At 58.9% G+C, this 19,595-nt stretch carries 21 protein-coding genes and 1 tRNA gene; 8 read left to right on the top strand and 14 right to left on the bottom strand.

The genetic code is table 11. The features are described 5' to 3' along the window. Positions 1 to 19: 19 nt before the first annotated feature. On the top strand, positions 20 to 847 hold the full coding sequence (locus tag HDF10_RS03515; RefSeq protein WP_183810483.1) for a cytochrome c oxidase assembly protein: 828 nt from the start codon (positions 20 to 22) through the stop codon (positions 845 to 847). A gap of 22 nt (positions 848 to 869) precedes the next feature. On the opposite strand, the gene HDF10_RS03510 is transcribed toward HDF10_RS03515, so the two are convergent. From HDF10_RS03510 to fbp, 4 genes are all read right to left on the bottom strand, one after another. Further along, the gene (locus HDF10_RS03510) at positions 870 to 1,070 is read right to left on the bottom strand and encodes a hypothetical protein (protein WP_183810481.1); all 201 of its coding nucleotides are present in this window, start codon (positions 1,068 to 1,070) and stop codon (positions 870 to 872) included. A gap of 164 nt (positions 1,071 to 1,234) precedes the next feature. Continuing rightward, positions 1,235 to 1,310, bottom strand: a tRNA-Ala gene (locus HDF10_RS03505). A gap of 340 nt (positions 1,311 to 1,650) precedes the next feature. Continuing rightward, positions 1,651 to 1,914 carry an alanyl-tRNA editing protein gene (locus HDF10_RS03500; RefSeq protein ID WP_183810479.1) on the bottom strand — a complete coding sequence of 88 codons (264 nt, stop codon included), beginning with the start codon at positions 1,912 to 1,914 and terminating at the stop codon, positions 1,651 to 1,653. After that, positions 1,911 to 2,939, bottom strand: a complete 1,029-nt coding sequence (gene fbp, locus HDF10_RS03495) for a class 1 fructose-bisphosphatase (RefSeq protein WP_183810477.1) — start codon at positions 2,937 to 2,939, stop codon at positions 1,911 to 1,913. Before fbp ends, HDF10_RS03500 begins: the two co-directional genes overlap by 4 nt. An 85-nt stretch (positions 2,940 to 3,024) precedes the next feature. On the opposite strand from fbp, the gene HDF10_RS03490 reads away from it, so the two are divergent. Next, a complete protein-coding gene (locus tag HDF10_RS03490; protein WP_183810475.1) occupies positions 3,025 to 4,323 on the top strand; it encodes a M24 family metallopeptidase in 1,299 nt (432 codons plus the stop codon). Positions 4,324 to 4,508: 185 nt separating this feature from the next. Here HDF10_RS03490 and HDF10_RS03485 read toward each other — a convergent pair whose 3' ends face one another. Then, positions 4,509 to 5,063, bottom strand: a complete 555-nt coding sequence (locus tag HDF10_RS03485) for a TetR/AcrR family transcriptional regulator (protein ID WP_183810473.1) — start codon at positions 5,061 to 5,063, stop codon at positions 4,509 to 4,511. Positions 5,064 to 5,220: 157 nt separating this feature from the next. Here HDF10_RS03485 and HDF10_RS03480 point away from each other — a divergent pair, with 157 nt between their 5' ends. Then, complete coding sequence (locus tag HDF10_RS03480; RefSeq protein WP_183810471.1) at positions 5,221 to 5,994, top strand: SDR family NAD(P)-dependent oxidoreductase; 774 nt, start codon at positions 5,221 to 5,223, stop codon at positions 5,992 to 5,994. 185 nt (positions 5,995 to 6,179) lie between these two features. Here HDF10_RS03480 and HDF10_RS03475 read toward each other — a convergent pair whose 3' ends face one another. The 3 genes from HDF10_RS03475 to HDF10_RS21170 form a co-directional block, all read right to left on the bottom strand. Continuing rightward, positions 6,180 to 8,108, bottom strand: coding sequence for a CocE/NonD family hydrolase (locus tag HDF10_RS03475; RefSeq protein WP_183810469.1), 1,929 nt, complete (start codon positions 8,106 to 8,108; stop codon positions 6,180 to 6,182). A 123-nt stretch (positions 8,109 to 8,231) separates the two neighbouring features. Continuing rightward, entirely contained in the window at positions 8,232 to 8,663 is a 432-nt protein-coding gene (locus tag HDF10_RS03470) for a hypothetical protein (protein ID WP_183810466.1), read from the bottom strand. A 61-nt stretch (positions 8,664 to 8,724) separates the two neighbouring features. Continuing rightward, a complete protein-coding gene (locus HDF10_RS21170; protein ID WP_311732648.1) occupies positions 8,725 to 10,620 on the bottom strand; it encodes a M14 family metallopeptidase in 1,896 nt (631 codons plus the stop codon). A gap of 114 nt (positions 10,621 to 10,734) precedes the next feature. Here HDF10_RS21170 and HDF10_RS03460 point away from each other — a divergent pair, with 114 nt between their 5' ends. Continuing rightward, positions 10,735 to 11,403, top strand: a complete 669-nt coding sequence (locus HDF10_RS03460; protein WP_183810464.1) for an O-methyltransferase — start codon at positions 10,735 to 10,737, stop codon at positions 11,401 to 11,403. A 19-nt stretch (positions 11,404 to 11,422) separates the two neighbouring features. Here HDF10_RS03460 and lepB read toward each other — a convergent pair whose 3' ends face one another. The 6 genes from lepB to HDF10_RS03435 form a co-directional block, all read right to left on the bottom strand. Continuing rightward, positions 11,423 to 11,830 carry a signal peptidase I gene (gene lepB, locus HDF10_RS20780; RefSeq protein ID WP_260177582.1) on the bottom strand — a complete coding sequence of 136 codons (408 nt, stop codon included), beginning with the start codon at positions 11,828 to 11,830 and terminating at the stop codon, positions 11,423 to 11,425. Then, positions 11,827 to 12,147: a S26 family signal peptidase gene (locus HDF10_RS20775; protein WP_260177581.1), complete on the bottom strand. Its 321-nt coding sequence runs from the start codon at positions 12,145 to 12,147 to the stop codon at positions 11,827 to 11,829. Before HDF10_RS20775 ends, lepB begins: the two co-directional genes overlap by 4 nt. 33 nt (positions 12,148 to 12,180) lie before the next feature. Beyond that, positions 12,181 to 12,792 (bottom strand): 2-C-methyl-D-erythritol 2,4-cyclodiphosphate synthase, encoded by a 612-nt coding sequence (gene ispF / locus HDF10_RS03450; RefSeq protein ID WP_183766355.1) that lies wholly within the window; start codon positions 12,790 to 12,792, stop codon positions 12,181 to 12,183. Positions 12,793 to 12,795: 3 nt separating this feature from the next. Then, positions 12,796 to 13,182 (bottom strand): GxxExxY protein, encoded by a 387-nt coding sequence (locus HDF10_RS03445; protein ID WP_183810462.1) that lies wholly within the window; start codon positions 13,180 to 13,182, stop codon positions 12,796 to 12,798. Positions 13,183 to 13,295: 113 nt separating this feature from the next. Next, on the bottom strand, positions 13,296 to 14,018 hold the full coding sequence (ispD, locus tag HDF10_RS03440; RefSeq protein WP_183811539.1) for a 2-C-methyl-D-erythritol 4-phosphate cytidylyltransferase: 723 nt from the start codon (positions 14,016 to 14,018) through the stop codon (positions 13,296 to 13,298). Positions 14,019 to 14,046: 28 nt separating this feature from the next. Continuing rightward, on the bottom strand, positions 14,047 to 14,490 hold the full coding sequence (locus HDF10_RS03435; protein WP_260177580.1) for a GNAT family N-acetyltransferase: 444 nt from the start codon (positions 14,488 to 14,490) through the stop codon (positions 14,047 to 14,049). Between the two features lie 373 nt (positions 14,491 to 14,863). Between HDF10_RS03435 and HDF10_RS03430 the strand changes: the two genes are divergently transcribed. The 4 genes from HDF10_RS03430 to HDF10_RS03415 all read left to right on the top strand — a co-directional run bounded on the left by HDF10_RS03430 (position 14,864) and on the right by HDF10_RS03415 (position 19,542). Further along, on the top strand, positions 14,864 to 15,313 hold the full coding sequence (locus HDF10_RS03430; RefSeq protein WP_183810458.1) for a carboxypeptidase regulatory-like domain-containing protein: 450 nt from the start codon (positions 14,864 to 14,866) through the stop codon (positions 15,311 to 15,313). 73 nt (positions 15,314 to 15,386) lie between these two features. Then, the gene (tilS, locus tag HDF10_RS03425; RefSeq protein WP_183810456.1) at positions 15,387 to 16,436 is read left to right on the top strand and encodes a tRNA lysidine(34) synthetase TilS; all 1,050 of its coding nucleotides are present in this window, start codon (positions 15,387 to 15,389) and stop codon (positions 16,434 to 16,436) included. Positions 16,437 to 16,884: 448 nt separating this feature from the next. Further along, entirely contained in the window at positions 16,885 to 18,804 is a 1,920-nt protein-coding gene (gene ftsH / locus HDF10_RS03420) for an ATP-dependent zinc metalloprotease FtsH (RefSeq protein WP_183810448.1), read from the top strand. Positions 18,805 to 19,182: 378 nt separating this feature from the next. Then, positions 19,183 to 19,542 carry a DUF4260 domain-containing protein gene (locus tag HDF10_RS03415; RefSeq protein WP_183810446.1) on the top strand — a complete coding sequence of 120 codons (360 nt, stop codon included), beginning with the start codon at positions 19,183 to 19,185 and terminating at the stop codon, positions 19,540 to 19,542. The last annotated feature ends 53 nt before the right edge of the window (positions 19,543 to 19,595 follow it).

Genomic DNA, 19,595 nt, shown 5'->3' with positions numbered 1-19,595 from the left:
ACGCAGATACTAGTTCCTAATGCCTCCTGAATACAGGGCCATCTTCGACGAATGGTCCCCTCCGCTCTTCCTCACCACAGCGCTGCTCCTCAGCGTCATCCTCTACACACGCGGCTGGTACGCCATCCGCAAGACCAGGCCCGCACTCTTCCCCACCTGGCGCCTCGTCTGCTTCAACCTCGGCATCGCAACCATCTGGCTTGCCATCGCCTCCCCCATGGACGGCTTCGCCGACGCACTCCTCAGCGCCCACATGGTCGAGCACCTCCTCCTCATGTCCTTCGTCCCCCCACTTCTCCTCCTCGGCTACCCGCAAGTCCCACTCCTCCGAGGCCTCCCCCACGCGCTCACCGTCCATCTACTCGCCCCCTTCCTGCGCATGAAGTGGCTCCGCACCCTCGGCCACTTCCTCACGAGGCCCATCGTAGCGTGGCTAGCAATGAACCTCACCTTCCTCCTCTGGCACATCCCCGCCGCCTACGACTTCGCCCTCGAGCACGAGCACTGGCACGAGTTCGAGCACCTCTGCTTCCTCTCCACATCGATCCTCTTCTGGTGGCCGCTCATCCGCCCCTGGCCCACCACCGCCCGCTACCCCGGCTGGATCATGCTGCCTTACCTGGTCCTGGCAGACATCGTCAACACGGCACTCTCCGCGTTCCTCGCCTTCTGCGACCGCCCCGTCTACACCTACTACCTCGAGCACCCAAACCCGTTCCACATCGACCCCATCGCCGACCAGCGCGCCGGAGCCGTCATCATGTGGGTCCTCGGCTCCCTCATCTTCCTCGTCCCAGCAGTCTTCGTAACCTTCCGCCTGCTGCAACAAGAAAAGACCCGCAAGTAATAGCCAAAAGCGACCTGACTCCCTACTCTCGTCGGCCGTCGAACTCCGGCCGCGAACCACCCTGCAGCGCCGCTCTGAGCGATGACCTCAGGTGATACTTCGAAATCACCTTCCCGAGTACCGCGCCAAGGCCTAATCCAATCATCACGCCAAGGGCGAGATTTCGCTGCCATAACCCGCCGACAATTCCAATCGTCATTCCGATGACGAGACCAAGAGTCATCGCCCTCATTCGTTTTCTTTTTCTCTTTGGACTCATCACTCTCCGAACACATCGGAATTGAAACGAAGTCTACTCCCATACAGTTTGGAGGAGCCAGCGGAAATGGCCATTCTTGCCAGAACCCAATCCAAACTCATCAATTTTTGTGATGAAGGTGTTTTCTATGGTGGAGCTGAGCGGGATCGAACCGCTGACCTCCTCGTTGCGAACGAGGCGCTCTCCCAACTGAGCTACAGCCCCCCACCAAACCCGCATCGCGCACCGCTTTCGCAGGCCCAACGCAGCCGAAACAACATCTCCGAGTGTACCAGCAACCACACTCCGGCTCAACCTATCAGCCTTACCGCCACGTAAGCGTGGCCCGAAAGACGCTTTAGTGAGTGACTTTCAAAGTGGACCAAACAATCCATTTCCAAGCCGCGACAAGGATTGCGATCAGCACTACCCAAAACAAAAGATATAAGAAGTAACTCCGAGGACTACGACGGCGAAAATAGATCCCGACAACGGTTCCAACTGCACTAAACAAAATGACACTGACATGCTCTGAAGTCGTCATGGAAGAACAGAGTAACAAACCTCACTCCACCGACTCACCAACCCGCCCCGTCACCACTGTCCCAGCAGCCAGCGGCTTCTCCACCACATGCCAAACCTCCCCAGCATCCATCACCACCCCAAGCACCGGAACCACCAGCCGAGTCCCACTCCGCGCCACAGCCTCCAGCACGCCGACATCCCCAGCCGCAAACTCCGTCCGATCCAGCGCCATCTGCCATCGCTGCCGCCCCGCCACCCGCGACTCCTCGCGAATATCAATCACCTCAGCCGCAAAGGAACTCACCGTGCACTCACCGAAGTAGCCGCCGGACGAACCGCCGCCACCAGCGCCTCCATCTCCCGCTTACTCCCCACACAAAACGGCGTCCGCTGATGGATCCCCTCCGGCTTGATATCCAGAATCCGCCCCGCGCCGCCAGTCGCCATCCCACCCGCCTGCTCCGCAATAAACGCCAGCGGATTCGCCTCATACAGCAGCCGCAGCTTCCCCTTCGGCTGCTTCAACGTCGGCGGATACAAAAACACCCCGCCCTTCTGCAGTGTCCGGTGAAAGTCCGCCACCAGACTCCCGATATACCGCGAGCTGTACTCCCTCTTCAACCCACCTGTCCGCAGCATCTCCACATACCCGCGATACTCCTCCGGCCACCCCGCCGCATTCGCTTCATTCACCGAGTAGTAGTTCCCCTGCTCCGGCATCGTCATCCTCTCGTTGCTCAGCACAAACGCCCCAATCGTCGGATCGAGCGTAAATCCATGCACCCCATTCCCCGTCGTATACACCAGCACCGTCGACGGCCCATACACCACATACCCCGCCGCCACCTGCCGAAATCCCGGCTGCAGAATCGACTCCTCCAGCGTCCCCAGCTCCGCCGGCATCCTCCGCAGCACGCTGAAGATCGTCCCCACATTCACATTCACATCAATGTTGCTCGATCCATCCAGCGGATCGAACACAATAATGTACTTACCCGTCTCCGCATCCCGGTTGAACGTCACCGGCTCCTCGTCCTCTTCGCTCACCAGCGCCGCAACGCTATCGCGCAGCCCCAGGCAATGCAGCAGAGCCTGGTTCGCATACACATCGAGCTTCTGCTGCTGCTCCCCCTGCACATTCTCCGCGCCAAACGAGCCATACACATCGCTCAATCCAGCCGACCGAATCTTCGCCTCAATCATCTTCGCGGCCAGCGTAATCCCACTCAGCAACCAGCTGAACGTCCCCGTAGGCTCACGCCCCGTCGACTTCAACATCTCCTGCTGCTGCTGCAAAATATGCTGCTGCACCGTCGTAATCATCGCCATCGTTCGAATTCCTCACCACCAATCTTAGTTCACGACCCAGATCACCCTCACCAGGAAACGATTCCCTCGTACACTATTCCCACTCATGCCGACACGCCGCCGCTTCCTCCTATCCTCAGCCGCCGTCGCCGCCGCACCCGCCCTCACCCTCAACGCCCAGTCCGAGCAGCCAGAAAAACTCCCACCCGCCATCGCCGCCCTCACCAACCGCCGCGCCGAAGCCGTCCCTATCACCCTCGCCGAGCGCGAACACCGCCTCGAACGCGCCCGCGCTCTCATGCACCAGCACAGCATCGACGCCATCGTCATCACCACCGGCACCTCCCTTACCTACTTCACTGGCCTCCACTGGGGCCAGTCCGAGCGCCTCTTCGCCTGGACCCTCCCCGCCACCGGCAATCCATTCATCGTCTGCCCCGTCTTCGAAGAGGGCCGAGTCCGCGAGCGCATGGAGGCCAAACCCGCAACCCTCCCGTCGGCCTCCACCACCCACGTCTACACCTGGAACGAAGACGCGGATCCCTATCAACTCCTCGCCAAAGCACTCAACGAATCCGGCCTCGCCACCGGAAAGATCGGAATCGAAGAACGCACCCAGTTCGTCTTCGCAGACGGCATCGCCCACGCCAGCGCCGCCCTCACCATCACCAGCGCCACCCCCGTCACCTTCGGCTGTCGCGCTATCAAATCTCCTGCCGAACTAGCCCTCATGCAGTTAGCCAACAACATCACCCTCGCCGTCTACAAAGCCTGCTACCAATCCGCGCAGCCCGGCATGACCAACCGCCAGTTCAGCCAGATGGTCGACCTCGCCTACACCCGCTCCGGCGTCACCGGCGACGCCAGCTGTCAGGTAGGCGAGTACTCCGCGCTCCCCCACGGGTCGTTACAACCTCAAGTAATCCGTGAGGGAGAGATCATCCTCATCGACGACGGCTGCACCGTCGAGGGCTATCAATCCGACATCTCCCGCACCTTCGTCCTCGGCGACCCCACCATCCCCAAACTCGACAAAGCCCGCAAGGTCTTCGACATCGTCTTGAAGGCGCAATCCGCAGCCCTCGCCGCAGCCCATCCAGGCGCACCCTGCCACACCATCGACGCCGCCTCACGCGACCTCATCGCCGCCGCCGGCTACGGCCCCGACTACAAGTACTTCACTCACCGCCTCGGCCACGGCATCGGCATGGATGGACACGAGTGGCCCTACCTCGTCCGCGGAAACACAACCCCACTCGCCGCAGGCATGTGCTTCTCCGACGAACCCGGCATCTACATTCCCGGCGAATTCGGCGTCCGTCTCGAGGACGACTGGCACGTCACCGAAGACAGCGGCAAGATGTTCACTCCGCAAAGCCCCAGCCTCGTACACCCCTTCGCATAGCCGGAACTCTGTCTAAACAACCGCAATCGAAGCCTCATCTCGCTGTTGTCTCTTTTGCTGTTGTCTCTTTTGCTGTTGTCCGTTTTGCTGTTGTCATCCTGAACGAAGTGAAGGATCCCCGTATTTAGCCTTTGCACTTGCTGTTGCCTATTCTTCAATTCATCCCTTCAAAGCCGCAGAAGCGGTCACGCCAAACCCTTCCGCACCTCGCTGAGAATCTCGTCAGAGAATCTCTCATCTTCCACCGCACGCGCCAGAATCATCGCCCCCACCATCGAAGCCATCATCCGAATCGCATCTCCCCGCGCCGATCTTTTTGATGCCCACGGAAAATGCGCCGCCACAGCCTCAATCACAGCCTTCAGCCGATCCGTAAACGCACCTCGCACCTGCGGCTCATGCCGAATCTCCGAAGCGAGCCCCGCCATCGTGCATCCCAGACCAGGAGCGTCCCGATGCGCCGCACTCAGATACCTCTTCACATACTCCGCTCTGCCTTTGGCGGTCCCTTCCGTCGCATTCAACCCGTCCAGCGTGCTCTTGAACCCTTGCAACACGCTCTCAGCCATCAGCTCTTCCTTCGAGTCGAAGTGATTATAAAAAGGCCCATGCGTCAAACCGGTCGCCTTCATAATCTCGCTGACGCTCACCCCGGAAAATCCCCTCTCGCGAAATAAACGCGACGCCTCCTCCAGAATCCGCGCATGTTTCTCCGCCGTCTCTGCTGCCGGATATCTCATCTCAACCTCCCATTTGACTTTATACATGATACACGTCATGCTTAGTAGAGAATTAAGCATGACAATCATCATGCTAAAGAATTTGAAACCTAAGACTGCTCCCAACCCAGGCAGTCCGCAATCAAAAAGATAGCGAACAGGACAAGAGGAAAACACCATGAAACTCGAAGGTAAAAAAGCACTCATCACCGGCGGCAATAGCGGCATCGGCCTCGCCACCGCCCAGCTCTTCATCAAGGAAGGCGCACAAGTCGCCATCACCGGCCGCGACCAGAAGACCCTCGACGAGGCCGCCAAACTCCTCGGCCCGAAGGCCACCGCCTACCGCGCCGACGTAGCCGACTCCGCCGCACGCAAGGATCTCTTCGCCAAAATCAAACAAGACTTCGGCCATCTCGACATCGTCTTCGCCAACGCCGGCATCGCCGGACAAACAACCACCGGCAAGACGGACGAGGCGATCTTCGAAAACATCATCCGCATCAACCTCACCGGCGCGTTCTTCACGGTCGAGGAGGCTCTTCCCCTCCTCAAAGACGGCTCCTCCGTCATCTTCAATGGCTCCATCATCGGATCGCTCGGCCAACCAGGCTACGCCGCATACGCCGCAAGCAAGGCCGGCCTCCGTGGTCTCTCCCGCTCCATGGCCGCCGACCTCGCTCCCCGCGGCATTCGCGTCAACGTCGTCGCTCCCGGGCCAATCAAGACACCCATCTGGACCCGCAACACCCGCACCAGCGAAGAGAACGATGTCCTGTCAAAGCGCATCGCCTCGACGATTCCGCTAGGCCGCTTAGGCGAAGCAGAGGAGCTCGCGAAAGCCGTTCTCTTCCTCGCCTCCGACGACTCCTCCTACGTCAACGCAGTCGAGTTCTTCGTCGACGGCGGAGCAGTAGGCACTCCCTTCGGCGGACCAGCCTTCCGCGGTTAAAACAACTGGCGAACACGAAGTACGCCCTGTGCGGTCGGCGGTCCTGGCAGAACGAACTCCGTAGCCTCCTCCCGTTGGTCAGAAAGAAAGATAGCTCGCGACCAACGGGAGCGCCAACCGAAGGGGTATACAAGTCACGAAGTGACCGCCCCACGCGAAGTGGGCCCGTCCGGCAGGACACTCAGCTACTTCTGCGGCACCACCAGCACCTCAACCCCGCTAGCCGCGCCTGCACTCCGGTAAACACTCTCCGTAGCCTTCACAAACTGCTCCGGCCTGGCAAACGGAATATCCACAAACGTCTGCGGATTCCGATCCACCAGCGGAAACCATGAGCTCTGCACCTGCACCATGATCCGATGCCCCGCGCGGAACGTGTGGTTAACATCCGGCATCTCCGAATTCACCTCAACCATCTTTCCTGGCGTCAGCGCCGTCGGCTTCTCCCAGCTCTCCCGGAACTTCGCCCGCATCGGCTCACCCCGCACCAGCTGCTCATATCCGCCCATCAAAACCGGCGGCGCTCCAAGCACCCGCTTCCCAACAGCGTCGTTCGGTGGATCAGGAAAGTCATTCGGATAGACATCAATCAGCTTCACCACAAAATCCGCATCAGTCCCCGTAGAAGACACCTTCAACCTCGGCCGCACCGGCCCCGCAATTGTCACATCCTCGGTCAGCGGTTCGGTCTCATACGTCAAAACATCCGGCCGCCGCGAAGCAAAGCGCTGATCGTCATCCATATACCGTTGCGGTATCGTGTCCGTCGTGTAATTCACAAACGGCACAGGATGCGCCGGATCGCTCATATATTCATCCACCCCGGCCTTCTCCGCGGGCGCATCGAAACTCAGCTTCCCACCCTCGCGAAAGTAAAGCGTCCTCGCGGCCGCCGACTTCGGAGGCCACGAATCATACTTCTTCCAAACATTGCTGCCCGTCTCGAACACATAAGCCTTCGGCAGCACTCCGCCATCACGCCCCTTCAGATAGTGCTCAAAGAACGGAAACTGAATCTGAGACTGAAAGAACACTCCCGTCTTCGAACCGAAACTAACATCCCCCAGCCTCTCTCCATCGGACCTCGACCAGCCACCGTGCGTCCACGGTCCCACCACCAGCGTATTCACCGCACCGGGATTGAACTCATCAATCGCATGAAACGTCTTGAATGGTCCCGAAAGATCCTCCGCATCAAACCACCCGCCAACCGTCATCACCGCCGCGTGAACATTCTTCATATGCAACGACAGATCACGCTTTTTCCAGTAATCGTCATAGGTCGTATGAATCAGTTGGTCGTGGAATAAGAAGTTCGACCCCTCAAACGCCTTATCCAGATTCCCCGTTGGGCCAGCCTTCAAATAAAATTTGTAACTATCCGGGGTACCAGGCTCGGAATACTCCCGCTTATCCGGCAGCGTCGGATTCTTCTGCGGCCTGAAGAACACATAAAACCCATAGTTGGCCGACAGCATAAACGCGCCGCCATGGTACCCATCATCGTTGAAGAACAGATTCGTCATCGGTGCCTGCGGACTAGCCGCCTTGATCGCCGGATGCGAATCGATAATGCTGGCCGACGTATAAAACCCCGGATAGCTAATCCCCGTAATCCCCACTTTGCCGTTGTTGTTCTCCACATGCTTCAGCAGGAACTCCACCGTGTCATACATATCCGTCGACTCATCCACATCGCACGTCTTGCCCTTTTCGCACGACTTCTTATCCTCGATATGCGGACTCATCTCCTGAAACACGCCTTCGCTCTCATACCGCCCACGCGCATCCCCGCACACGAAGATGTAGCCCGCCTCCAGCAGCTCCTGGCTCGCTCCCAGCCGCGTCGGCATCTTATCCTCGCCATACGGCCCACAACTATACGGCGTCCGCGTCATCAAAAACGGATACGGCCCCGCATCCTTGAACGCACCTGCCTGCGGCGTATACACCGACACAAACAGCTTCACCCCATCCCGCATCGGAATCCGATATTCAAACTTCGCATAGTGCGACTTGATGAACTCTTCCTGACTCGCCGCCGGAGCCTGCGCCAACATTCCACCACCAACCACTGTCAGAAAACACACCACAAGCGCGATCGTTCTTTTCATCAAAACCCTCGAAGGAGAAACAGGATAGAGGAAGTCTATCGCGGCAGCCGGCCACTGACATACGATATTTCACATTCCCGCAAACGTACGCAGCTTCTCCCGAATCCCATGAAGCACCAGCACTCACCGCATCCTGATCGCAGCCGTCAGCGCCTGAATCGGCGTTCCCGCCGCGATAGTAGCCGCGGCCTCACTATCGGCCGACTTGCTCGCCGCCACAGCCGCCGTCTTGCGAAAGATCGTCGTCTCTCCCTCCGACTTGAACCATCGCGCCCCGCCAAAACCTACCAGAATCGCCGTGCTCAACTCAGACAGCCTCAACGTAACCGGAGGCGATGGCACGAAGCCGCCCGTCAGCGCCGAACCCTGCGTTGCAAGCCACGCCCCAACCGCCGCAACGATCCCCACCAGCACCACACCGATATATCCCGGACGAAAGACCCCCTCTTCTATCGACGGGAGGTGAAGCCCAGAATCCCCAATAAATACATTGACGAAGCCGCCCACAGCTCCGCACACCGCAACAGCCACAAGATCGACGACAAGATCATGCATAGCTCACCTCTCTTCGGAAGGTCCCCATCATAGCCCATCGACCTGCGAACATCGACACCAACTATCGCGCCACCGGAACTCCCTCAACGCTCAGCAAACGCCCCACCGGATACTGCCCCACCCGATTCGCAGCAAACCACGGCGTCCGCTCATAGAAAAACTCCAGCCGCGCATACGGATTCCCCGCAAACACCGGATCGCTCGCCACCTTCTTCTCAAACTCCGCCTTCAGCTTCGGATCCTTCGCCATCATCTCCCGTGCCAGCGACTCCAGCACATACGCCTCGCCATACTCCCTCTGCTCAAAGATCGAATCGAAGAACCCCCACTGCAGCGCCGAGTCAGGCCCCGCCGGCTCCAGCCACGCCAACGTCACCTTCGACAGCCGCTGATTCAGCCGCACCACCGCCGACCCCGCCGGAAACGTCCTCTTCTCCCGCACCAGCACGCAGCTCCCATACTTCCCCGGATCGTGCATCGCCTCGCCATTGAACGTCGGATGCCGTCCTTCAAACGGAGGCTCCTGCCACGCCATCCCAGCACACTGATACGTCTCCACATCGCCCGTCCACACCGCCGTCGTCCGCTCCATCTCCACCTGATGCGCCGCCAGCACATCAATCACCTTCACCCACTGCGCCGGAATAATGTAAGCAGCCGGCACCCTCGTCTCCGCCTTCACCTTGAACCCAGTCTGAAACGGGAGCGAAACGTTCCACGGCTCATGCGAATACTCCACCCGCATCGCCCCCGAAACCGCACTCAACTCCCGCGTGTACTTGTATCCGCGAAACAAAAACGGTGTCGTATCCCCGCTCCACCCCAACGCCAGCGGATACATCACATTCCCCAGCGGATGCGCCCCAAGCGCCTCTGCCTCCTTATCCGCCGCCGCATTCAACGCAATCACCTTATCCGCATCGCGATTCATCAGCTCCATCAGCCCCGCCAGAATCTCGTAGTTGCCCGTCACGCGCGTCTTATAGTCCTTCAGCATATGCAGCTCGACCAGCATCCCCGGCCGGCCCTCAAGAATCACGTACCCCGTCGAGAACCGCGGCGGATCATCATTGAACCCAAGCCCTTCGCTCGGGTCATTGTCATTCACAAAATTGATATACGTCGGCGAAGCCAGATGCCCATGCGAGTCTACATACTTCTCAAGCGTCGGCGTCGCGACCTCATCCACCCACTTCGCCGTACCCCTCGGCACATTCGGGCCATCATCAATCGTGAACGTCACGTCATACTGATAGTCCGCGCCATCGGTCACATGGTCATCCACAAAAAAGTCCGGCAGCCAGCGATGAAACATCGAGTTGAACGCCCGAGCCTCCGGCGTATCCAGCTTCAGATAATCGCGATTCAAATTCAGATTCGTCCCATTGCCCCTCCAGCCCATCTCCGCCGGACCAGCCTGATTGATGCGGTTATAAGCGCTCCTCCGCTCATGCCCATCCGCGTTATAGATCGGGATAAACACAAACACCGCCCGCTCCAGCAGACTCGCCTTCGTCTTCGAGATCACCATATCCCGCAGCAACGCCAAACAAGCATCCTTTCCGTCCATCTCCCCCGCATGAATCGAGTTCTGCACCAGCACAATCGGCCTCTTGGCTTTATGTAACTCAGAAGGATCAAATACCCCATCCCGCGAAACCACCACCACATCCAACTCCCTGCCCTCACCCGTCTTCCCAAACGCCTCAATCTTCACCTGCCCCGGCGTCGCACTCTGCACGCGATTCAAATAAGCCATCGTCTCCGCATAGTCAGGAGTCGTTGCATAGCAACTCTTCTCCGCCGGAGTCATCCAAGTCGCATTCCCGCTCGGAGCACAAGGCACGCTCACTGCATGCGGCTGCAAACTTACATCCGCCACGGTCTGCCCCCGCGCCACTCCACCCCAAACCAAAGCCACCATCAAGACCACGCCAACGCTGGAACCAACTCGCATCTCAAAACTCCTCGCACGATCAACTCTCTACCAACACGCTAACACTCCCTCGAACGCAACCGCCCTGCGCACCAATTTGCCCCTTCAGCCACACCCCGTTATCCTCATCACCATATGAATCAGGATCTCTGGACCTCAGTCGACCACTTCCTCACCGACACTCTCGTTCATCCCGATCAAGCACTCAACGAAGCCGTGCGCACCAACGCAGACGCCGGACTACCCGCCATCGACGTAGCTCCCAACCAGGGCAAGTTTCTTCATCTGCTCGCCCGCATCCATAAAGCGAAGCGCATTCTCGAAGTCGGAACCCTCGGCGGATACAGCACCATCTGGCTCGCGCGCGCTCTGCCGCCAGACGGAACACTGATCACACTCGAGCTCAATCCCACCCACGCCAGCGTAGCTGCGGCAAACATCAAGCGCGCAGGCCTATCCTCGCTCGTCGACCTCAGAGTCGGCAGTGCGCTCGAATCTCTGGCCAACCTGCACGCCCAAAAAGCCGCACCCTTCGACCTCATCTTCCTCGACGCGGACAAACCCAACAACCCCTCGTATCTCGAATGGGCTATCAAACTCTCGCGTCCCGGCACCGTCATCATCGGAGACAACGTCATCCGCGACGGCGCCATCCTCGATCCGAACAGCTCCGACCCCGCAGTCTCAGGCACACGCACCTTCCTCGAGCGCTTTGGAGACAATCCCCGGCTCGAAGCCACCGCGCTCCAGACCGTAGGCAGCAAAGGCTACGACGGATTCGCCATAGCCCTTGTCATCTCATGAATCCAGGATTAGAAGATTGCTACTTCACGATGTGAAAGGTCCGGCTCCATCGCGTCTCATCAAAGAAGTGAGCGGCCTCGCGAAGACCGAAGCTGGCTTGCTCCGACATCTTGGTTTTATAGAGATTCTCCGGCGTAGGAAAAGACCAGTAGACAAATAGCGGCCAGCCCAGGATATTGGCTCTCGGCACAAGTCCCCAGTAACGGCCATCCAGGCTGTTCGTTCTGTTGTCTCCCATCACAAAATATCTACCTTCAGGCACCACCAGGTCATTGCCTTCGATATGGCTGGGAAGCTCGACAGACCACTCCGCAGTCACACCCACATTGTCAGGTGGCTGCATCAGCGGAAACTCATCCCGATAGCTGTCGTAGTTCTCAAGCGTCGGTTTTGCCGCCCATGGTTCACTCTGCGCAACTCCATTCAAAAAAACGCTGCCGCAGCCGGTCTGTAGAACACAACCACGTCCCCACGATGAACCGAATCGTGCGAGACAAATGGCGCCCACTTCGACGACGGTGCAACATTGATGCGATCGACCAGAACATGATCCCCAACAAGCAAAGTACTCGCCATCGACGACGATGGAATCACGAAGTTTTGAAACCCGTAGGTAATCCCGAACATCCAGACAGCGACCGTAGTACAAATTGACGCCAGTGTCTCCAGCCGAGTCTCCCCGTTCGTCTTCGCCACACGGCCTTCGATCATCGAACTGTTCGGATTTTTCTTCTCGCCCTTCATTGCATCACCTAAGCTTTCTTCAACGCCTCGTTGCTAAGTCAGATCATCCGTATCAAACGGAGTCACCTTCCGGCCCAGCGCCGAAACACCACGCGACTCCCCCACCAGCGTCTTCACCACCACATCGATCTCACTCTCAGCCGAAGCAGCCATAGCCCCCACTGGCTCCGGAATCCCCAGACTCTCCAGCAGGACCGTCACATGCGCCACAGCAACGTTGTCCTGATTCAAACCCTCCGGCGTCTTCGCCTTGATCCCCACCTCACCCGGCTTCACGCCCAGCAGTGCCGCAACGCTCTCCCGCAACTCCCCCGCAATCGGCACAATCTTCGGCTTCGCCATCACCAGCACCGTATCGATATTCACGATCTTGTACCCAGCCGTCGCCACCTCTTCCAGCGCCGTCTGCAAAAACACACTCGAAGCCGCACCCTTCCACCGCGGATCGCTCGGCGGAAAGAACGTGCCGATATCCCCCGCGCTCACCGCACCCAGCAGCGCATCCGTAATCGCATGCAGCAGCACATCCCCATCCGAGTGCCCAGCCAGCCCCTCAGGATGCTCAATCGCAAGTCCGCCAATCACCAGCGGCACACCCGCCGTAAACGCATGCGAGTCAAACCCGTAACCAATCCTCATACCCATAAGCTATCTTCCCATGTTTCCAGCCAGTCGGAGAGCACTTGCGGCCATACTCTTCTTACGCACATTTCCCATCTCAACCCGTCGAAATCTGGCGTCCGGTCCGAAATTCATCACTAACCCGACCTCCATCGTCGAAGCCCTCAGATAGTGGAGCACCTGCGCCTCATGGGCTTTGCTTATCGCCTCTGCAGTCTTCAATTCAACAACGACCGTCCCGGCCACAACAAGATCAGCTCGAAACATTCCCACCAAACTGCCGCGAAAGCTCACCGGAATAGACACTTCAGCCTGCACCTCAAGTCCTGCCTGCGTCAGAGCAATCCGCATCGCCTCCCGATAAACCGACTCAAGAAATCCGAACCCAAGTTCGTTATAAACCTCATAGAACACCCAATAATCTTCTCCGTCAAAAGATCATTGCGCTCAGAGAACTCAACGCCGTCACTCAAAATTCCACCATACCTTCGTCTTGCTCTTATCAGTTTTTATCGCCCTTATCACCGTTACGCCTTACCCAGATAAAACTCCGCCAGTTCAATATCCCCCGGCTGCGTAATCTTGAAGTTCCTCGCCGACCCCTGCACTACCGCCACCTCCACCCCGGCCCGCTCCAGCAGACTAGCCTCGTCCGTCCCCGAAAACCCATCCGCCTCAGCCTCCACAAACGCCGCTCTCAACAACCCAAACCGCGCACCCTGCGGCGTCTGCGCCTGCACAATCCTCTCTCTAGGAATCGTCGCCGTCACAATCGCCCCATCCGCCGTCCGCTCCACCTGCTTGATCGTATCCACCGCTGGCAGCCCCACAATCGCCGCTCCATGTTTCACCACCGCATCAATCGTCCGCTCAATCGTCGCCGGATCGATCAGAGGCCTCACCGCATCATGCACCAACACCACATCGTCCGCGTCGCACTCCAGCGCAGCCAGAGCATTCGCAACCGAATGCTGCCGGTTATCTCCACCCTCCACCATATGCACGCGCGGCCCCAGCTTGTACTCGACCATCTGCGCCTCCACCCGCTCCCGCTCATGCGCCCGCACCGCCAGGCAAACCGCATCCACGCGCGGCACCGCAAGAAACGCCCGCACCGACCGAATCAGCACCGGCACTCCACCAATCGCAAGAAACTGTTTCGGCGCCGCCCCTGAACCTGGACCCGACGCACCCCCCGCGGCCATCCGCGTCCCAATACCTGCTGCTGGAAGAATCACAAAGACTCGCATAACCTGCGAAGTATACAAGATGCGCGCACTACTCCAGCCGCAGCATCATCTCGGTCGACTCTTCAAACCCATTCCGCTCATAAATAGGCCTGCCGAACTTCGAAGCATGCAGCGAAACCACCTTCACTCCCCGCCCCCGCGCCGCCTCCACCGAAGTCTTCAGCAGCCGATAAGCCAGCCCCTTGCCTCGCGCCTCCGGCTCCACATAAAAGTTCAGCAAATAAGCCCGCAACGGCTGCGCATCCATCCAGTGCGGAGGAAACTCCATCATCCACATCCCCGCCCCCGCCACGACGCTACCTTCTTCCTCCACCATCCACCCAACGTAGCTGCCATCCATCAAGCGAGGCCGAACCCAGGCCACAAAGTTCTCCATCATCGTCTGCAGCCCCGCGTCCTCTGCCTGCCCCGCATCCACAAACATCTGCCGCCGCTGCCGAGCAATCAACTCCGCATCCTCAACCGTAGCCAATCTCGTCTCAAACATCCTGTCAGTATATAAATTCTTGAATGATCATCGCGAAAGCGTAAGATACGCCAATGTATTGAGAACAAGGAAGCTTATGAGTCGCCATCCACTACGTTTTGACGTTCAAACTGCGAACGCTTGCTCTGAAACGTGGGAGGCAATGCGAGGAACTACTCACAGGCGACACTGTCAGACCTGCGACAAACACGTTCACAACTTCGCAACCATGACCTCGTGCGAAATCGAGAAACTCATCGACATCACCGGCGGTCACTTATGTGCTCGTGTAACTCATCGTGCCGATGGCTCTCTCGTCATGCTTGACTCTACGGATCGCACCTCCCTGGCAACGCACGCTGCAGGCCTGGTTGCCTGTATGGCATTAGCAACTGGATCGGGCCAAGCTCAAAGTAACCCTGTACACACAGATAAGGCTTTCGTTAGCGGTACATTGACAGGCGCGAAAGGTGATGCGCCTCCAACCGGAGCGCAGGTGATCTTTCTAGCAAATGGGGCGGTCATCCTCTCAACGAATACAGATGCGACAGGACATTGGAGTGCCCAACTCGATCCAGGCACGTATGACGTTATCTTTAGGCTCGGCCCGCTCTTCGGCGAGCGTGTGAACGCCGTTCAACTTCATGCTGGCGAACAAAGCTTTGCTCAGATCAATGCGCATTTTGCTTATGGCCGACTCGGAGTAGAGGATCATTCCGAACAATTCACCACATTTGGCGAAATGACCGCTACGTACAAATATCCAGTCTCCTACCTTTTCAAGCATCCACTCCGCTACTTAAAGCATTTGCCGCATAATTTCAGCTGACACAGCATCAATTGGCGAAGCGTTGAGTCTCTTCGTCGCGTACGTTCTGCTCTCAGTCAGTAACATAAGGCTCATGTCCGCCGCCGCGCCACTCCCCTTCGACCGCACCCAAATCCAACCCGGCGACCGTCTCTGCGTAGCCCTCTCCGGCGGAGCAGACTCCGTAGCTCTCCTCCTCACCCTCCACGCCGCACGCGAGCCCCTCGGCATCGGCCTCTCCGCCGTCCACGTCCACCACGGCCTGCGCGGCGCCGAAGCCGACGCCGACCAGCGCTTCGTCGAAGACCTCTGCATCGCCCACGACATCCCCCTCCACCTCCACCAAACCAGCGTCCCCGATCGTGTCGCTCAAACACACGAGACCATCGAAGAAGCCGCCCGCAACCTCCGCTACGAAATCTTCACCAACCTCCTAACCTCAGGCCACGCCGACACCATCCTCACCGCCCACACCCTCGACGACCAATCCGAAACCGTCCTCATGAAGATCCTCCGCGGAGCCTGGACCGAAGGCCTAAGCGCCATCCACCCGACAATCACTCTCGCAAAAGGAAAGATCCTCCGCCCGTTCCTGCAAACCCGCCGCGCCGAAATCGAAGCCTTCCTGAAATCCATCAACCAGCCCTGGCGCACCGACTCCACCAACACCGACACCGCCTACACCCGCAACAAAATCCGCCACGAGCTCCTCCCCCAGCTCCGCACCTACAACCCCAATCTCGACCAGACCCTGGCCAACATGGCCGAGCTGGCCCGCGAGGAAGAGACCCGCTGGCAGACAGAACTAAACCGCCTCCTCCCTCAACTCCTCCTCCCCGGCAAACCCGTCCGAGGCGGAGGCCGCGCCGTCAGCACCACCCCCGGCCAATCCCACTCCGAAGTCTCCATCGAACTCGACCGCCTTCGCACCCTCGACCCAGCCCTCCGCCGCCGAGTCCTCCGCGCCGCCGCCCGCCAGCTGGGAGCCCGCCTCACCTTCGACGAGACCGCCCGCCTCCTCGCCCTCTGCGGCTTTCGTTCCGACCCTACCGTAGCCGCCCGCACCGGCTCCACCCTCCACCTGCCCAGCGGCCTCCGCGCCGACCGCTCCCCGCGCGAACTCCGCCTCTACCGCCAACAATAGCCAGCTAATCTCGTGCGTCTTAGTCGTGCTTTTACCTCTAGGTACCGTCTTGCCTTTGCCCCTAGGTACCCCAAGGCTTTAGCCTTGGGTCTCTCTAGCCACCACAGAAGAGGGGCTTTAGCCCCTGGGGTATGCTTTTTATCCTCTCCGCAACCTGCCGGGTCATACCCAATCGAGCACGAACACCCCCAAACCACCCCATCCCCCATCACCCTAAAGTCACATCATTATTTCCAGCTCCAAACCCACGAATCCCCGAGACCAAGAGTAGAATCTAACTACTTGACCGAGGCAGGGCTTTTTGCTGACAATCAGGGTCATCCCACAGCACAGAACCTTCCCTCACCGTCGTCGTCTAACCGTAGTATGTCTTCGCTTGCGAAGACGGGTCTGACAAGCGCCAGTCGATTTTGAGGCCGCTGCAGACTAGAAAAATGAGGAAATTCGATTGAACTCGACCGTCAAACAAATTCTGATCTGGGTCTTCATGATCACCTGCTTGGTCTTCCTCTGGCAGGTTGTCGTCAAAACAACTGGCGGCACCCAGGAGAAGAACATCAGCCTGACCCAGTTGCTCAACGACGCCGACCAGGGCAAGATCCAGGACGTCGTGGTCAACGGCGCTGAAGTCACCGGCCACTACCGTGACGACAAGAATCAGTTCCACACCACCATCCCGGGCAACTACCCCGACATGTACAAGACGCTCCGCGATCACGGCGTCAACATCACCATCAAGGACCAGAGCCCCAACCAGTGGCTCAGCCTGTTGATCTCGATCGCGCCCTTCGCCCTGCTCCTCGGCCTCTGGTTCTTCCTCCTCCGCCAGATGCAGTCCGGCGGTAACAAGGCCATGAGCTTCGGCAAGTCGCGCGCGCGTCTGCTCTCCATGCAGCAGAAGAAGATCACCTTCAAGGATGTCGCCGGAGTTGACGAAGCCAAAGAAGAGCTCAAAGAGATCATCGAGTTCCTCCGCGAAGCGCAGAAGTTCCAGCGCCTCGGTGGACGCATCCCCAAGGGCGTTCTCCTCGTCGGACCTCCCGGAACCGGCAAGACCCTCCTGGCCCGCGCAGTAGCCGGCGAAGCCAACGTCCCCTTCTTCTCCATCTCCGGTTCAGACTTCGTCGAGATGTTCGTAGGCGTCGGCGCAAGCCGCGTTCGCGACCTCTTCGAGCAGGGCAAGAAAAACGCCCCCTGCATCATCTTCATCGACGAGATCGACGCCGTAGGCCGTCATCGCGGCGCAGGCCTCGGCGGCGGACACGATGAGCGTGAGCAGACCCTCAACCAACTCCTCGTCGAGATGGACGGCTTCGAGTCCAACGACGGTGTCATCCTCGTCGCCGCAACCAACCGCCCTGACGTTCTCGACCCCGCTCTCCTCCGTCCCGGCCGCTTCGATCGTCGCGTCATCGTCGATCGTCCCGACATCCGTGGCCGCGAAGAGGTCCTTAAGGTCCACTCCAAGAAAGTCCCCATGGCTGAAGATGTGAACCTCAACATCCTCGCTCGTGGAACCCCGGGCTTCTCCGGCGCCGACCTGGCCAACATGGTCAACGAAGCCGCCCTCACCGCCGCCCGCTACAACAGAAAGTCAGTCCACATGTATGACTTCGAAGTAGCCAAGGACAAGGTCATGATGGGCGCCGAGCGCAAATCAATGCTTCTCACCGACGAAGAGAAGAAGGTCACCGCCTATCACGAGGCCGGTCACACCCTCGTCTCCGCCCTCCGCGAGCACTCCGACCCGCTCCACAAGGTCACCATCATCCCCCGCGGCATGGCGCTCGGCGTTACCGTCTACCTCCCCGAGGAAGACCAGCACACCGTCACCAAGGACTATCTCGAAACCCGCCTCGCCACCCTCATGGGCGGTCGTTGCGCCGAAGAGATCTTCCTCAAGCAGATGACCACCGGTGCCGGTAACGACATCGAGCGCGCCACAGAGCTCGCCCGCAAGATGGTCTGCGAGTTCGGCATGTCCAAGATGGGTCCCATGACCTATGGCAAGAAGGAGCAGGAGGTCTTCCTTGGCCGGGAGATCGGACAGCACCGCGACTTCTCCGACGACACCGCCAAGCAGATCGACGCTGAGGTTCGCAGCTTCGTCGACGCCGGCTACAAGTCTGCCTACACCATTCTCGAGTCCAACCAGGACATCATGCACCGCATGGCAGCCGCTCTGCTGGAGCGCGAGACCCTGGACGCCGCCGAGATCAAACTGATCATCGAAGGCAAGGAGCTCCCCGCAGCCAAGTCCGCGCTCTCCGGCGTAGACCCAGGCCCTGGCGGCGAGACCCAGAAGATCCTCAAACCAGAAGGCGGACGCAAGCCCGGCTTCGGCGAAGGCCAACCAAGCCCCGCATAGCAAGCTGGAAAGCAAGCGAGCAGCGAAGTAACAAACAAAGCAATGAAAAAATGGCAGCCGCAAAGGCTGCCATTTCCTTTCCCCACACCAGAAAAATATGGCGCCGAAGGCGCGTCAGCCTCGATGGCAGATCGCGCCGTGCGCGCAGCACGCCGTTGCCGTTGCTCTTGCTGTCATCCTGAACGCAGTGAAGTATCCCGAAGAAGCCCGCCAACAACAACCTTGCGGATCTTTCAACCAACGAGCCTTTGCCTGTCTGTCTCTGCTTTTGCTTTTGCTTTTGCCTTTAGCTTTTCTGCTGTCATCCCCGAAGGGGATCTGCGTTTGCTCTGTCATGCCGCATCGAACATCTCCCCAGCAACAATGTATAAAACACTCATGCTCACCCGGCCATCCATCCTCCTCCGCATCGAAGAAGCCTCCCTCCTCGCCGCCGCCCTCTTCCTCTACCAGCATCTCCACTACAGCTGGCTTCTCTTCGCCATCCTCTTCCTCGCTCCCGATCTCTTCATGTTCGGCTACCTCCTAAACCCCCGCCTCGGCGCCGCAACCTACAACCTCGTCCACACCCTCTGGCTCCCCATCGCCCTTCTCTTCGCAGGCTATCTCCTGCAATGGCAAGCGGCCCCCGCCATCGCCCTCATCTGGATCGCCCACATCGCCCTCGACCGTCTGCTCGGCTTCGGCCTCAAATACCCCACCTTCTTCAAAAACACCCACCTCCAGCACATCCCCTGAAAATAAAGTTCAAAATCGTGTCACATTTTTCGACCCTCAAACTCACCATCCAA

This window comes from Tunturiibacter empetritectus, from assembly GCF_014201375.1.
Classification (GTDB): Bacteria; Acidobacteriota; Terriglobia; order Terriglobales; family Acidobacteriaceae; genus Edaphobacter; species Edaphobacter lichenicola_D.
This window is presented reverse-complemented; position numbering and strand designations above follow the sequence as displayed.